Origin of the sequence: Niabella soli DSM 19437, assembly GCF_000243115.2 — a bacterium.
In the GTDB taxonomy this organism is placed as follows: domain Bacteria; phylum Bacteroidota; class Bacteroidia; order Chitinophagales; family Chitinophagaceae; genus Niabella; species Niabella soli.
On sequence record NZ_CP007035.1, the window covers coordinates 2,304,625 to 2,319,681 of the forward strand.

The following is a 15,057-nucleotide window of genomic DNA, read 5'->3' on the forward strand; positions in this document are numbered from 1 at the left end:
AATAATTAAATATTGTTTTCATACTTATGTTTGTTTAAGACTTTTTTTATTGCGCCCAAAAGATCAACGAAGTAAAAGGGCTTATTCCTTTGGGAACATTTGTTGAATTGTATGCCCCCTCTGTTCCCGGATACAAAATACGTGTTGGTAAGTGATCGGCTCTGGTTGATTTGGATTGAGAAGATGCAAATGTTTGTGTTCCCGTTGCACCATTAGCATTATTCAAAGTAGGGTAATGCGTCCTCCTGTAGTCATTCCAGGCTTCCTCTGAATTTATCATGTTTAATGCTATAAATTTTTGAGTGATGATCGCCTCCAATTTTTGGGCGGGGCTGGTTGCCAGACTAAAATTAACGAGCGGGCTGGTACTATTATCATCGAGATATTTTGCAACAAGCGTGCTGATGCTATCAGAGGAGATAGCGCTGGTTCCATCCGGTAACTGATACAGATATTTGAATGAAGCATTGATACCGGCACTAAAAGCATCGGAAGAGGAACCGGTAATAATTCCCTTTTCTATTGCTTCAGCCTGGATGAAATCACTTTCGGCTGCTGTAAGAATGGGCATCGACGCTTCGGGGCCTTTTAACACCCCTGTGGCACTTCCTGCAGTTTTGCCATCCCTGTTATCGCTTGGCAGCCAAAAACTTCCACTGGGGCTGGATTCGATACTGGAACCTTCAAGACCCAGGCGGTTCGTTGGCGTATTGGGGTATTTGTAGTAAATAGCCCGTCCTCTTCCCGCATCTTTTAATTTGGCGCCGGTGTAAAAAGCAAGAATAAAAGTACTGGGCATCCAGGCTTTGTTACCGTCTGATCCGGTAGAGCTAAATCCCCAGGTTTGCCATTTCGGATTTTGTTTATTCACATCTCTTACATAACCTGGATTAACCAACGCATCCGTAGTCAAAAAACCGGCCGGGTCAAAGTTCTTATTGCTGAAAGTTGCCTTTCCATTGCCTGTAACCATAATCCGCAGTTTGAGCGTATTGGCAAACTTTTTCCACAGATTCATATCACCGCCAAACATAGGGTCCTGGGTTGGCTTTACAGCAACCGGCTTAACGGTAGCCGCCTGCGCGGCATTTATATCTGCAATAGCTTTATCCAGTTCCTTTGCAAGATCTGCATAGATGACAGCAGGGTCGTCATATTTGGGTTGCAACTTCTTTTGTCCCTGGAGCGCTTCTGAATAAGGGATAGAGTTATATGCATCAACAAGTTTCTGAAAAGCATGGGCCTTCATAATTCGGGCGATTGCATTAAAAAACTTAAGACTTTCATCAGTGGCTGATCCATCAATTACGGTTTGTAAATCTTCCAATACATCATACATACCCGGCCATCTTCCGGAATTGTATCCGCTGGAAAATTCATAGGTCACCGTTTCTCCAAATGCACCATAGCCTCCGGCATTAGCCATATAAAGACCAAATTGTGCCCCCATGCTATTATATCCGTTCAACTGGCTTGCTGTACCAGTAATTGCCTGAGGCAATATCAGTTGCGGAGTGGAACTGGTGGCATCATTGGGGTTTTGATTTATATCCAGAAACTTTTTACAGGATGTTCCCCAAATAACAAGTCCCGACAAAAGCAAAATATTTATTTTTTTCATTATTATCTTTTTTATAAACTAGAATTTGAAGGTTACTGTAGCTCCGTAAAATCTTGAGGGAGGCGTTTGACCAATACCTGTTAAACCAATACCGTTGCTATCATTGCCGGCATCGCTATATTCAGGATCTGTATAAAGGTTGTCCTTGGGTAACCAAACAAATAAATTCCTTGCCTGCGCGCTTATCCGAACCCCTTTGATAACTTTTCTGCTTCCGAGGAACGAATCCGGAAAATCGTAGGCTAATGAAATTTCTCTTAACTTCCAGAAATCCGCAGAAGTAATATAGTTAGAGGTAACGTCACGATTGGTTCCATCTGTCCAGAAGCCTGCATTACCACCACCGTCTTTTAATGTTACGTTGGTATTTTTTACATACACCGGATTATCAGCAGTTCCTGTATTAATTACAGAATTAGGAAAAACGAATCGCTCCCTGTTGTAGATAGCTGTTCTGTAACCGGTACCAGACCAATCCATTTCAGGCCCCATATTGTTATACATAACAGCACCGCCGCGGTAATCGAATAATACACCCAATGTAAAATTCTTGTAAGTAACTGATGCATCTAAACTTAACTTATTAGGGTATACAGCGCTACCTAGATAACTAATGGTATCTGCTTTTTTAGGCCATCCTGTAATACCATCTACAATTACATGTCCCTGGGGATCTCTTTGATAATCATATCCCATAATAACAGGGAAGGGTCTTCCCGGCACGGCATAAGAACCGGGGCCATCGGTACCATAGGTTGCAATAGAAAGCCGCGTTAAATCGGTAGACAAGGCTAATACATTGTTGTTCAGATAGGTGTAGTTTCCACCCACGGTAACGGACCAATCACTGTTCCTGATCGGAGTTACATGCGCTGTAACCTCAAGCCCCTTACTTTCAGTTGCTCCAACGTTAGTTAACAAGTTGGTGAAGCCGGACGCGGTGGATACTTTAGTACTAATGGTCTGATTATCCGTTTTAGTATGATAGTAGGTAACGGAAGAAGTAAAGCGGTCTTTGAACAAATTCAGGTCAAAACCAAATTCAGGCCCGGTTGTAATTTCTGGTTTCAGATTATTTGACACCAATACATCTCCTACTGTAAAGCCGGGTGATGATCCATAGGGGTATCCATAAGCCTGGTAATAGGTTGGCAGTAATTGGTACGCGCCATAGAATCCATTTCTTAAGTTCACCTGACCTACTTTAGCCCAGCCTCCTCTTAATTTTAAGTAGCTGATAACTTTGCTGTTCTTTAAAAGAGGAATGGCATCTGAAGCTACAAAAGATACGTCAACAGAAGGATAGAAGAACGTGTTATTTCCCGGCGCAAGAATTGAAACCCTGTCCTGGCGACCCGTTCCGTGTAAGAATAAATAATTCTTGTACCCGATACGGGCTTCTGCATAAATGCCGACCTGGCGGGCTTTAGCATTAAATTCGTTCGCATCAGGAGTTCCTATCCTGTTACTAACGTTAAACAATCCCGGAATTACAAGCCCTTGCGCTCCTACACCTATGGTCTTTGTTTCATCCTGACGTACCTGCAAACCTCCTAAAGCATGTAAGCTATAGTCGCCAAATTTTTTATTATACTGTGCAAAAATATCCGATAACAATTCAGTCAAGTACCCACTTCCGTCAGATACTGTACCTGGTATATCTGATTTAGAACTTGCATCAGTATGTTTTGAATATTCAGAGTACAAAAACTCTCCCTGAGTATATTTAAAGGAATAGTTTCTGGAAGCAATCCCCTGACGTGCAACCAGGTCCAATCCGGTAATCGGCGTAAATTTAAGCTCCACATTACCTGTCAGATAATCATTGCGTGATTTATTACGATAGTTATCGGCACTGAAATAGGGGTTCAGGTACCAGGGGTTATAGTAACCAATCGGGTTGGCAAAAGGATCGGTCCTCCAGTTCTTATATCTTGTAACGTCCACATTCTGGGGCATATTCAACATATTAGTGTACATGGATCCGGTTTGCGTGGTAATGTCATACCTGTTTTGCGTGTAGCCGGTGTTATAGGTTATTAATACTTTGTTACCAATCTTCCGGGTACCATTCACACGCATAGCCGTACGGTTGTACTTGTCGCCCGGTGTGGTACCTGTAACATTAGCATATTGACCTGAAACATACAGTGTGGATTTGTCATCACCTGTTGTCAGTGAAACGTCTTCCTGATTGGTAATCCCTTTTTGCCAGAATTTAGAGTGGCTGTCGTTATAAGAATAAAGTGCGGAATCCTGGCTGCCATCCTCCAAAGGGGCGCCCAATGGCCGCATTGATCCGTCAAATGCAGGTCCGTAAGATTGATTCTCTATATAGGACCAGGTTACTTTACCGAACTCATCGTAACCGTAAGATGCCCCACCTGCCCCGAACTTCTTCTGAAATTTCGGAAAGTAAGCAACACTTTCAGCAGTTGTGGTATGTGACAATGTAATTGCAGTTTGACCATTTCTTCCTTTTTTTGTGGTCACAATGATCGCACCATTGGATGCCTGGGAACCATACAAGGCTGCGGCGCCGGCTCCATTCAGAACCGTTACATCTTCAACATCATTAGGATTTAAATTACCCAGCACTTCATTGGGCACTATCACGTTATCGAGAACGATCAAAGCCTGGTTATTACCGGTCAGGGATCGCTGACCTCTAAGAATAATCCGGAAGTTAGGGTTTACACCGCTTCCTGTTCCGTTGATCATTAAGCCTGCAACCTTTCCCTGCAAACCAGCAGCAACGTTAACGGCTCTCCCTTTAACAAGGTTTTGTCCTGTAACCAAAGTGGCGGCGGTACCTACGTCTTTTTTCTTTGTTTTTATACCCCCTGCAGTTACGATCACTTCTTCAATAGTGTTTCCGATTGCTTTAAGGTTAACGGTAATGGTGCTGGCATTCGAAGCAACTTCCTGTTCGGTATAACCGGTTGCTGAAATTACCAACGGTGCATTCCCGCTGATATTGATTTTAAAATCACCGCTTGCGTCTGCCGAAACACCAATATTGGTCCCTTTTTGGGTAACAGATGCAAAGGGGATGGCAACACCCGTTTCATCATACACGTGACCTGTTATGGTCCGGGTCTGGGAGAATGCCACAATCGAAAATGCCATTAGCATTGTAAATAGCAATACAATTTTTCTCATGTAAATTTTTTTGTTAATAAGAATTATTAGTCAATTTTGAAATAAGACATGCAATCTTCTTTCTCATAATATCCGCGCAAAATACATTTTTTTAACAAAAATTTGATACTCCTTTAACATTAACAATTGCCTCCATACCCAATACTGGTTGCAGATGCAATCATTTTATTTGATTACCAAACGGTTATATACTGAAGTTTTTTTAGACAAAAAGCAAAAAATTGATTCAAATCAACAAGATAATTAGAAATTTTTCAATTATCAGCCTGATAATACGCTACGGAAACATTCTGCAGGGGGATGAAAAAAAGCTGCCCCGTTATGTACGGAGCAGCCTTTTTGAAGCAATAATAGCTTAAATTAAAATTTATCCCAGAACAGCTTGGTCTCTACTTTGTCGCCTCCGATTTTCGCAGCGGCTTTTGTATAATTTTCCTTGTTCACGAGTTGCTCGGAACTTGGATATAAGTACCGGTTGGGGAATCCTGAAATAGCGGATACCGGAGGAGTAAGTACCGGCTGGTCTAATCTCCGCATCTCAACCCAGCCATCAAAAGGCCGGTTGTAAAGCCCGATCCATTTCTGAAATCCTATCTTTTGTTTCCAGCTACCGCTTGCGGTAAGATAGGCTACCTGCGGTTGCAACATATAGGCTGTTGCGTTGGCGTCGGACCCGCCCCAGAATGCTATAGAAGCCCTGATCCCGTTTTCATAGTGGGTAGCTGCGGTCCCGGCAACGTTGAACCCACGTTCAATAGCTTCTGCTCTTAAAAATTCCAGCTCAGTATAATCAAGGAAAACCAAAGGAGCTGTTGCCGCAGACAAACGCTCGCTTGGCGTTGACATATCGGCCAGGGTATTCTGGGAACCTACAATACCACCCGCATATTGTCCGCCATTATTGGGTTTAAAGTATAATGATTTCCGAGGATCATTCAAAGTTATAAGCTGGTCCATAAAGTCTTTTGCAGCAACATAATCGCCCCGCTTTCCCAAAATAATATCGGCATATAACGGGTTGGTATTAGGCGATGCAGACAGATAAACAAATAAGCCATTATCTACACTAGAGGTAAACGCTTTGGCATCTGCAGCTTCAACATTTGTTTTTGCAACAGCGGCATTCACATCTGCCAGCAGCATGCCCATTTTAAATTGAAGCGTATTGGCAAATTTCACCCATTTTCCGACCGCCTTCTTCATTTCGACCGGATCTTTTGATCCATAAACCACATCTTCAGTCTGGGAAAATGCAGCAGCGGAAGGATCCAGGTTCCCAATATCCGCAACCAATCTTTTTAACAGATCGGTATAAATGGTGGTTGCATCATCGTAGGATGGAACTAAATGTTTTTCTAAATCCAATGCCTCGCTGTAAGGAACATCTCCGAAGGTATTCACAAGAACATACCAGGTATAAACCTGCATAATATCTAAAATAGCAAGTTGATTTTTTTTAATCGGACTTGCAAGTAGCATATCAGCGGTCACGATTTTAGTCGCATCATTATAATCAGCCAAAACATCTTTGTACAAAGCATTCCACCAGGTTCTGTTTATATTTCTGGTTACAAAATCATACCGTGGTTCATCCTGGTAAGTGGTGGCAGCCCAGTGCTTTACCGTAAAACGCAACGGGTTGGTATTAACGGAGGCACTGGCAAGATTATCGGCCAGGTTTCTGGTTGCATTTGAAAAAAGCGTTCCTGCCGGAACAGCAGCAGCTCTTTTTGTTTCCTTATTCAAATCCGTTAAATCCTTTGTACAGGAAATCAAACAGACTAAAAAAAGTATAAAAGTTATTGAAAAAAATTTATTCATTTTGTTTAGTATTAAAAGTTAACTTTTAGATTCACACCAACCGTGCGGGCCGTAGGGTATGCGCCGCTCTGGATTCCCTGAATGTTTCCGGCCGATAAATTTTCTTCCGGGTCTGCATAGGGAAGGTTTTTATGAATCAACCACAGGTTTCTTCCAATAAGGGAAAGATCAGCGCCTTTAATGAAACGGGTTCTGGCAACCAGCATTTTTGGAAAAGAATAGGTCAGGTTTACTTCGCGCAATTTTACATAACTGGCATCATAGGCAAAATTTGCCGCCGGCCATAATGCTTTATTTGCATCTACTACGACCCTTGTTGTATTGGCTTTACCATCGGCAGTTACGCCCGGCAAAACAATTCCGCCTCCGTTGGCAAGCGTATTACGAACAGGATTTCCCAGGTCATTCAAGCCCGCAGTTTCGGGGTAAAGGCCTGAATACATGGTGCCATAGTACATGTCTAAGGACCAAACCGTTCCGCCCTGGCGCACATCTACCAGGAAGCCCAGGGACACATTTTTATATTTGAATGTATTGTAAATACCACCATACCAGTTGGGGTTTACATTTCCGAAAACATTTGTGGTAGTAGTGCTCATTACGTAGTATCCCTTTGCATCAACCAGTTTTTGGCCCCTGCCATCCCAAGGAATGGTTTTTACCGGATCATTAGGGTCAGGATTATTCATCATCCAGGTTTTACCCTGAATCGTTCCCATCGGCTGACCTAAGGTAGCATTGACGCTCACACCACCCTGAAATGAGCCAAGTATCAGGTTTTTGATGTCCTTATATAATTGAGTAACCTCATTCCGGTTGCGGGTCCAGTTTACATTCATCGTCCATGAAAAGTCATTGGTCCGTACCGGCGTTGCATTAAGCGTTAGCTCAACACCTTTATTTCGAACGCTTGCTGCATTTACATAAGTGCTGGCATAACCGGTGGAATTCGAAACCTCCAGCGGCATTAGCTGATTCTTGGTGTTGGTAATATAATAAGTAACATCAAACCCTAAACGATTTTTGAGAAATGCCATTTCCAAACCCAATTCTTTGCTATCCGTAATCGATGGCTGCAATTCGATATTATTCTTTTGGTTTGGCAGCGAAAACAATATGGTAGATCCAAACGGGTTTGGTTGATCATAAACATCATATATTGATCCGAACTCAGCGTCGGTACCAACGGTTGCCAAATTTGCCCGCAATTTTCCATAGGATAACCATTTAACATCCGGCAGTAATTTACTAAAGGTAAAACCACCGGAAACACCATAATAGTTATAGCCATTATTCCCTTTTGGCAATGTTGAAGTAACATCCCTTCGGAAGGTACCATCCAATGTCAGCAGTTCTTTGTAACTCAGAGTAGCTCCCCCAAAATAACCGTTCATCCCCGTTGGCTGGTAAACCTCTACCGGGTTGGCAGGTGTGCCCAGGGAATTTGCAATCGAATACAGGCCTGGTACGATCAGGCCGCCGCTGGTTGCTAATGCAACGGAACTGATGGTTCTTCTTCGAACATTTGTTCCCAATACACCTCTCAGGTTTAAATCGGGCGTAAGGTCTTTGTTGATGTCTGCCCTCAGGTCATAGTTCATTTCCAGGAAATTCCGGTTTCTTCTAAAGTAAGAAGGTACGGCCTGGCTCCCTACAGCAATCCTTTCATCCTGGAATTCACTATAATTATCCATAGTAACCCTGCCCAGGAAATCCAGCCAGGGCAATGCTTTATAGGTAAGCGCTACATTGCCAAAGGTCCGGGAACGGGTATCTGTTTCATAATTTTCATACACGGACCAATAATAGTTGTTAGTGTATTTTGCCGTGGTCCCTTCAGGGGTGGAGGGGTCTGCCCAGTTCCAGGTTATATTTTGATGATTCCTGAAATAGGCTTCTTTTTGTTCTAAAATATCCACATTTGTCTGGTACCACTGGCGAAAATTCTGGTTTACATTCAGCCCGCTGTAACCAGTGCCAAAGCGTCCTTTACCATCGTTTTTAGATACATTTGCTTCGGCGCTGACAGCTAACTTGTCGGTTATATTATAACTGCCGCTCAGGGTTACATTATTCTTCAACACCCGGCTATTAGGCAGGATCCCCTTTTCGTCATTCCGGGTATAGCCCACTTTAAAGCTTCCTTTATCCGAAGCTCCTGTAATAAATAAACTATTATTAGTTGTAATGCCAGTTTGGTAGAAATAAGAAGGATCATGTTGTGCCGCCACCCATGGCTTTTTCTTATGATAATAAGGAGAAGCCGGGTCAAATGCATCCCAATGATACACCATTAAATTTGGGTCAAACTTGGCTCCGAAGGAAGCGTCTTCTGAAGTGGGCACCACCAAATCTTTCACGCCGTCCCCGTCCACATCAAAATAAAGGAATCCATCCTTCTGGTAGTTACTTGAATAGCCCGCGCCATATTCTTTTTGGTACTTCGGAAAAGTGCTTTTGTCAATTTTGCCAACAATAACACCTGTATTCAACGTAATGCCCAATCCTCTCTTTGCCTTTTTTGTGGTGATCATGATTACGCCGTTACCCGCGCGGGATCCATACAGTGCGGTGGCAGCAGCACCCTTCAGAACACTGATCGACTCAATATCATCCGGATTTATATCTGCCGCAGCATTTCCATAATCATATCCTCCCCTGCCCGTTATCTGATTGGTTGTATTGATAACCGAATTGTCTACCGGAACACCATCCACAACAAATAAGGCCTGGTTGCTTTGATAAATATTTTTAAACCCGCGGATCACAACATTGGTAGAGCCACCAATGCTATTGCCCTGCTGTATCTGAAGACCCGAAATCTTTCCGGATAACGCAGCGGCTGCATTCCCCGTTCTTGTATTGGCTACCTCTGCGCCACTGATCTGCTGTACACCGTAGGTCAGCGTATTCCGGGCTCTTTTAATACCCAACGCCGTTACCACCACCTCATCAATTGTTGAAGCACTGCTGCGAATAAGGGTGATCGTTAAAGTGCTGCCGGTTACGGATACTTCTTTTGAATCATATCCCGTTGCCGACACAACCAACATGCTTCCGCTTTTTACTTTAAAAATAAAAGCGCCCTGGTCATTTGCAGAAACGGCATTCCTGGTGCCTTTTTCTGTAATCGTTGCAAATGGCACAGGATCCCCTCCTTCGTTCACCACTTTTCCTGAAATCGATTCTGATTGGGAAAAGCCAGATAACGACAATGCAAATAGCATTGCCACAAGCAATACAATCTTTCTCATTTAATAATTTTAGTTTAATAAATATGTTTTCTCTTAAGTCCAGTAAAGCTCCTGGTTTATGGAGCGATCCCGACATCCGTGCAAGATAAGGCTTTTTAACAGTCCGTTAGGCTTCATTACCACTAATCCAACAAATTAACCGCTCATACAGGTCCTAGTGATAAATCATTAATTGATTGCTAAATACTTAGGGCAGGCCCGTTTTTAAATAAATTGATCTAAATCAATTAAATAAAAAAATACAATGCCTGAAAACCCGCAGTCCTGCCGGTTTTCGGACCGAAATAATTTCTTTAAAAACACCCTGCCTGCTTAACTTTAGCTACCTTTGCCGGCCTATGCAACTACTGAACGGAAAAGAAACAGCCAAAGCGATCCTTGATTCTCTTGAAATTGATGTGGCGCAGCGTGCTGCGTCCGGAAAAAAAGTTCCTCATCTTGCGGCAATCCTTGTTGGAAACAATGGAGCCAGTGAAACCTATGTGGCTTCCAAGGTAAAAACCTGCAGCGAAATCGGGTTCATTTCCACCCTGATCCAGTTTGAGGAAGATGTAACAGAGATCAAACTCCTGGAAAAAATTGAAGCATTAAATGAAGATATGGATGTAGACGGGATACTGGTGCAACTACCCCTGCCCGCGCACATTTCAGAAAAAAAGGTGATCGAGTCCATTGACCCTGCGAAAGATGTGGATGGCTTTCATCCCATAAATATCGGCAAAATGACCCTGGGAGAAAAGGACGCATTTATCTCCGCTACCCCTTATGGTATTATGTTGCTGCTGGAACATTACAAGATAGAAACCAAGGGAAAGCATGCCGTTGTAATAGGCAGAAGCCATATCGTTGGCCGTCCTATGAGCATCTTGTTGAGCAATAATAGCAACCCCGGCAACTGCACCGTAACCCTTTGCCACTCCAAAACCACCAATCTTAAGGAAATTTGTTTACAGGCCGATATTATTGTTGCCGCTATAGGCATTCCGGAATTTGTAAAAGCAGATATGGTTAAAGAAGGAGCTGTCGTAATTGATGTGGGCATTACGCGGATCAAAGACGCCTCAAAAAAATCGGGGCACCGCCTGGTGGGTGATGTGGATTTTACCAATGTAGCTCCCAAAACAAGCTATATCACCCCGGTTCCCGGCGGCGTAGGCCCCATGACCATCGCAGCATTGATGAAGAATACGTTTAAGGCTTGTGATAACAGGAATTAATAAATGTGAGAATGTGGAAATTTGAAAATTTGAAAATGGCTTCCTGCGCGGGAACCACAATACCTTTTCAATCCCGATAGCCAGCAGGACAAATTCGCAAATTAACTAATATTGGTGCGGATCCAGAAACCAGTATTCAGTATCAAACATCAGACATCGAACATCAGACATCAAATAAGGCTTATCCGGTAATGGAACATTTCTATACCATCCAGGGTGAAGGGTTTCACCAGGGACGGGCTGCCTATTTTGTGAGACTGGGCGGCTGCGATGTGGGATGTACCTGGTGCGATGTTAAAGATAGCTGGTCGTTTGATGCCCATCCCCTGCTGGCAACCGAAGCCATTGTTGCTGCCGTAAAAAATGCAAAGGCTACAATGGCGGTCATTACCGGGGGCGAACCGCTATTACATGATCTGAACCCATTAACAGCCGCGTTGCGGGAAAACGGTATTGAAACGAATATCGAAACTTCAGGATCTGCTCCGCTCACGGGAACCTGGGACTGGATATGCCTCTCCCCAAAAAAATTTAAACAGCCGCGTGCTGAAATACTGCCAAAGGCCAACGAGCTAAAAGTTATTGTTTATAATAAAACAGATTTTGCCTGGGGCGAACAGTTTGCTGCCCAGGTTGCACCGCATTGCAAATTATACCTGCAGCCGGAGTGGAGCAAAGCCGATGCCATGACCCCGCTTATTGTAGACTATATCAAGCAAAACCCCCAATGGGAACTGAGCCTGCAGTTACATAAGTATATTAATGTTCCTTAAGGAACGCGCAATGCTGAATGCGTAACGCACAATGCTGAACGCCTAATGCTTAATGCACGGGGAACAGCATTCGATTGAACCAGCAACCTGTAACCTGTGACCTGTAACCCGCATCAAAAAAATTCAGTACGTTTGAGGTCATTAAATTATCATTATGGCCAAATCAGATACAAAAGCAAAAAGCAAAAAAGCAAAAGCTCACAAAAGCATCCTGAACGATACTTCACTTAATTTTCTGAGAACCTATATCAACAACCCTTCACCAGTGGGCTTTGAAAGCTCGGGTCAGCGCCTGTGGCTGGATTACCTGAAGCCTTATATAGATACCCATTTTATGGATCCTTATGGCACTGCGGTGGGGGTTATTAACCCCGAAGCGCCGTTCAAAGTAGTTATTGAAGCGCATGCAGATGAGATCAGTTGGTTTGTAAATTATATTACAGACAAAGGACTGATCTATGTAAAACGCAACGGCGGGGCGGACCACCAGATCGCACCGGCGCAGCGGGTATTCATTCACGGGAAAAAAGGTGCGGTGAAAGCGGTATTTGGCTGGCCGGCCATTCATACCCGGATCGGCAAGGAAAGCGAAACGCAGCCCAAAACAGAAAACATCTGGCTGGATTGCGGCGCCCGCAGCAAAAAGGAAATTGAGGCATTGGGCATTCATGTAGGGGCCGTGGTAACTTACCAGGACGGTTTTGATGAATTAGCAAACGATCATTTCGTGGGAAGGGCTTTTGATAACCGCATCGGCGGCTTTATGATTGCTGAAGTAGCGCGGCTGCTGAAGGAAAACAAGAAATCGGTACCGTATGGGTTATATATTGTAAACGCGGTACAGGAAGAAATCGGGCTGCGTGGCGCGGAGATGATCGCACGCCGGATTAAACCTGATATAGCTATCGTAACCGACGTAACGCATGATACCAACACCCCTATGATCAATAAAAATATTGAAGGCGATGTTTTATGTGGCAACGGCCCTTCGCTGGCCTATGCACCAGCCGTGCACAACAAGCTTTTGTCTTTTGTTGAAAACATTGCTGAAAAAAACAAGATACCGGTTCAATGGCGGGCGCTGAGCCGCAGTACCGGAACGGATACAGACTCTTTTGCTTATGCTAATGACGGTTGCCCGTCTGTTCTTATTTCCATGCCGTTACGTTATATGCATACCACTGTGGAAATGATCCACAGGAATGATATCGAGAATACCATCCGGTTGATGTATGAAACCTTATTGGCACTAACGCCAAAAACGGATCTGAGTTATTTATAATACCAATTAGTCTTTTAAATTACATCAAAAGAAAGATATGTCAGGCTGAGCTTGACGAAGCCTATTCATCCTTCGCCAGGCTGTTAATGACATACGTTTTAAAGTTATGAAAACCAATCATTATTTTTCTCGTCATTGTAAGACCGGCGTAAGGAGGGGGAGAAATCTCGCTCTTTAATAATGAAATTTACCTTCGGTGATAAAAGTTCTCTTCGTCCGCTTTTGGCGGGCTCATCGTGACGATACCTGAATGTGTCAACGTCTCAATGATTTTGCCCGCCTGAATGATTGCAGATCGGGCAGGCAGTACGAATAAATAACTCCGGGTGACAGTGTTCTTTTAATGTCTAATTATAAACAATAAAGGCCGCTCTTTTTGCGGCCTTTATTGTTTCGTTAGTATATTGCTTTAGAACCCGGTGTTATTGGGCAGCAGGTTAGGATTTACATCGGTTTCCTGTTTCGGCAGAGGGAACAACAATTGCTTCTCTGCATAAGTTGATCCAAACACGGTTGTATGTCCAACAAAATTATCCCAGTTACCGGTTACGTCGTTGTGGATCTTGCGCGTACGCACCATATCGAACCAGGTCTTGTTTTCAAAGCACAGTTCAAAATAACGTTCCAGCCACACCTCTTTCTCAAACGCATCCTGGTTGGTATTGCTGAACGGAGTTAATTGCGCCCGGCCACGAATGTCATTTACACATTTTTGTGCCAGCGTATTGGGCGCCCCGTCTGCCCGGTTTTGCGCCTCCGCATACAGCAGCATCACATCGGCCAGGCGGTACAGCGTATAATTAAGATCTGATTTTAACGTATTGGTAACTGCATTAACATCAAACCATTTATAAATATAAGGATGACCAAAATTAACCGTTGCCCCCGTTTTTGCATTGGGGTAACTGCTGTAAACAAACTGGCGCTCCTGCACCCGTTTATCACCCGCCGGGAAGGAAGCAATAAACTGTGTGGTGGGGAATACCGAACCATATTCATCCGAATAAAGCGAAATACCGCTGTAGTTGGGGATTGTAAGCGGGGTCAACGGGTTATTATTATTGGCGGCCGCTGCATATTGAACCTGGAAAATAAACTCTTTGGTGTTTTTATTAGCCGGATTGATCATATCCGTATATTCGGTAAACAGCGAATATCCGCCTTTATTAATAACATCAAGCGAGCGCTTGGCCGACTCTGCATAATATTGGTTGCCTCCATTGATGGCGGCACCTGCATACGTAAGATACACATCTGCCAAAATTGATTTCACGGCTCCCATCGAAATTAAACCGGTAGCATCCTTCCACGGTAAAGTAGATTGCTCTGCCAACAAAAGATCCGGTATGATGATGCTGTCGTAAATATTCTTTGCCGGGGTTCTTGACGGTTTTAATGAATTTAAATCTTTTGGCACTTCAGTGATCTTTGGTACGGCGCCATACAGGCGTACCAGATAGAAATAATACAAGGCGCGCATCGTATGTGCTTCGGCCAGCATATTTGTTTTTTGCTCCGCAGTCATATCAGCGGCATTGATACCGGGTATGGAGGCAATTGCCTGGTTGCAGGCGCCCACGCCCTTATACAAATTCTGCCACCAGGTATCTACATAAAAGGCTTCGTTGGTGTACGTAAGCTTTTGAAAAGTGGTGTATCCTGTTTGCCCCAGATCACTGCCGGACTTACCGGTCATGAATTCCATCAGGTTCCAGGTGCGGCCGCCATAGGAAGAAGGCTGGCCACCCAATACGGCATCCCGTAAACTTTGATAACAACCATTGGCAAAGGCCCGTGCCACTTTATAGCTCGATAGCTGTGCGTCGGGCGTAATAAAACCCGTCGGCTTTTCTTCCAGGAATTTAGTGCACGATGCCGCCATCAATGCTATAAATGCCCCAATAATATATATATGCTTTTTCATATT

8 protein-coding genes are annotated in these 15,057 nt (G+C 43.8%); 3 read left to right on the forward strand and 5 right to left on the reverse strand.

Annotated elements, in window-relative coordinates; translation table 11 throughout:
* Window positions 1-46 precede the first annotated feature (46 nt).
* The 4 genes from NIASO_RS09805 to NIASO_RS09820 form a co-directional block, all read right to left on the reverse strand.
* On the reverse strand, window positions 47-1,621 hold the full coding sequence (locus NIASO_RS09805) for a SusD/RagB family nutrient-binding outer membrane lipoprotein (protein WP_008585432.1): 1,575 nt from the start codon (window positions 1,619-1,621) through the stop codon (window positions 47-49).
* An 18-nt stretch (window positions 1,622-1,639) separates the two neighbouring features.
* Window positions 1,640-4,783 carry a SusC/RagA family TonB-linked outer membrane protein gene (locus tag NIASO_RS09810; RefSeq protein ID WP_008585434.1) on the reverse strand — a complete coding sequence of 1,048 codons (3,144 nt, stop codon included), beginning with the start codon at window positions 4,781-4,783 and terminating at the stop codon, window positions 1,640-1,642.
* Window positions 4,784-5,143: 360 nt separating this feature from the next.
* Entirely contained in the window at window positions 5,144-6,529 is a 1,386-nt protein-coding gene (locus tag NIASO_RS09815; protein WP_245605250.1) for a SusD/RagB family nutrient-binding outer membrane lipoprotein, read from the reverse strand.
* An 86-nt stretch (window positions 6,530-6,615) separates the two neighbouring features.
* Window positions 6,616-9,858 (reverse strand): SusC/RagA family TonB-linked outer membrane protein, encoded by a 3,243-nt coding sequence (locus NIASO_RS09820; protein WP_008585437.1) that lies wholly within the window; start codon window positions 9,856-9,858, stop codon window positions 6,616-6,618.
* Window positions 9,859-10,196: 338 nt separating this feature from the next.
* On the opposite strand from NIASO_RS09820, the gene NIASO_RS09825 reads away from it, so the two are divergent.
* The 3 genes from NIASO_RS09825 to NIASO_RS09835 all read left to right on the forward strand — a co-directional run bounded on the left by NIASO_RS09825 (window position 10,197) and on the right by NIASO_RS09835 (window position 13,130).
* Window positions 10,197-11,075: a bifunctional 5,10-methylenetetrahydrofolate dehydrogenase/5,10-methenyltetrahydrofolate cyclohydrolase gene (locus tag NIASO_RS09825; RefSeq protein WP_008585439.1), complete on the forward strand. Its 879-nt coding sequence runs from the start codon at window positions 10,197-10,199 to the stop codon at window positions 11,073-11,075.
* Between the two features lie 191 nt (window positions 11,076-11,266).
* Window positions 11,267-11,848: a 7-carboxy-7-deazaguanine synthase QueE gene (locus NIASO_RS09830; protein ID WP_008585440.1), complete on the forward strand. Its 582-nt coding sequence runs from the start codon at window positions 11,267-11,269 to the stop codon at window positions 11,846-11,848.
* A gap of 154 nt (window positions 11,849-12,002) precedes the next feature.
* Window positions 12,003-13,130 (forward strand): M42 family metallopeptidase, encoded by a 1,128-nt coding sequence (locus NIASO_RS09835; protein WP_008585442.1) that lies wholly within the window; start codon window positions 12,003-12,005, stop codon window positions 13,128-13,130.
* A 409-nt stretch (window positions 13,131-13,539) separates the two neighbouring features.
* Here the strand turns inward: NIASO_RS09835 and NIASO_RS09840 are convergent, their stop codons facing one another.
* A complete protein-coding gene (locus tag NIASO_RS09840) occupies window positions 13,540-15,054 on the reverse strand; it encodes a RagB/SusD family nutrient uptake outer membrane protein (RefSeq protein WP_008585444.1) in 1,515 nt (504 codons plus the stop codon).
* Between the last annotated feature and the right edge of the window lie 3 nt (window positions 15,055-15,057).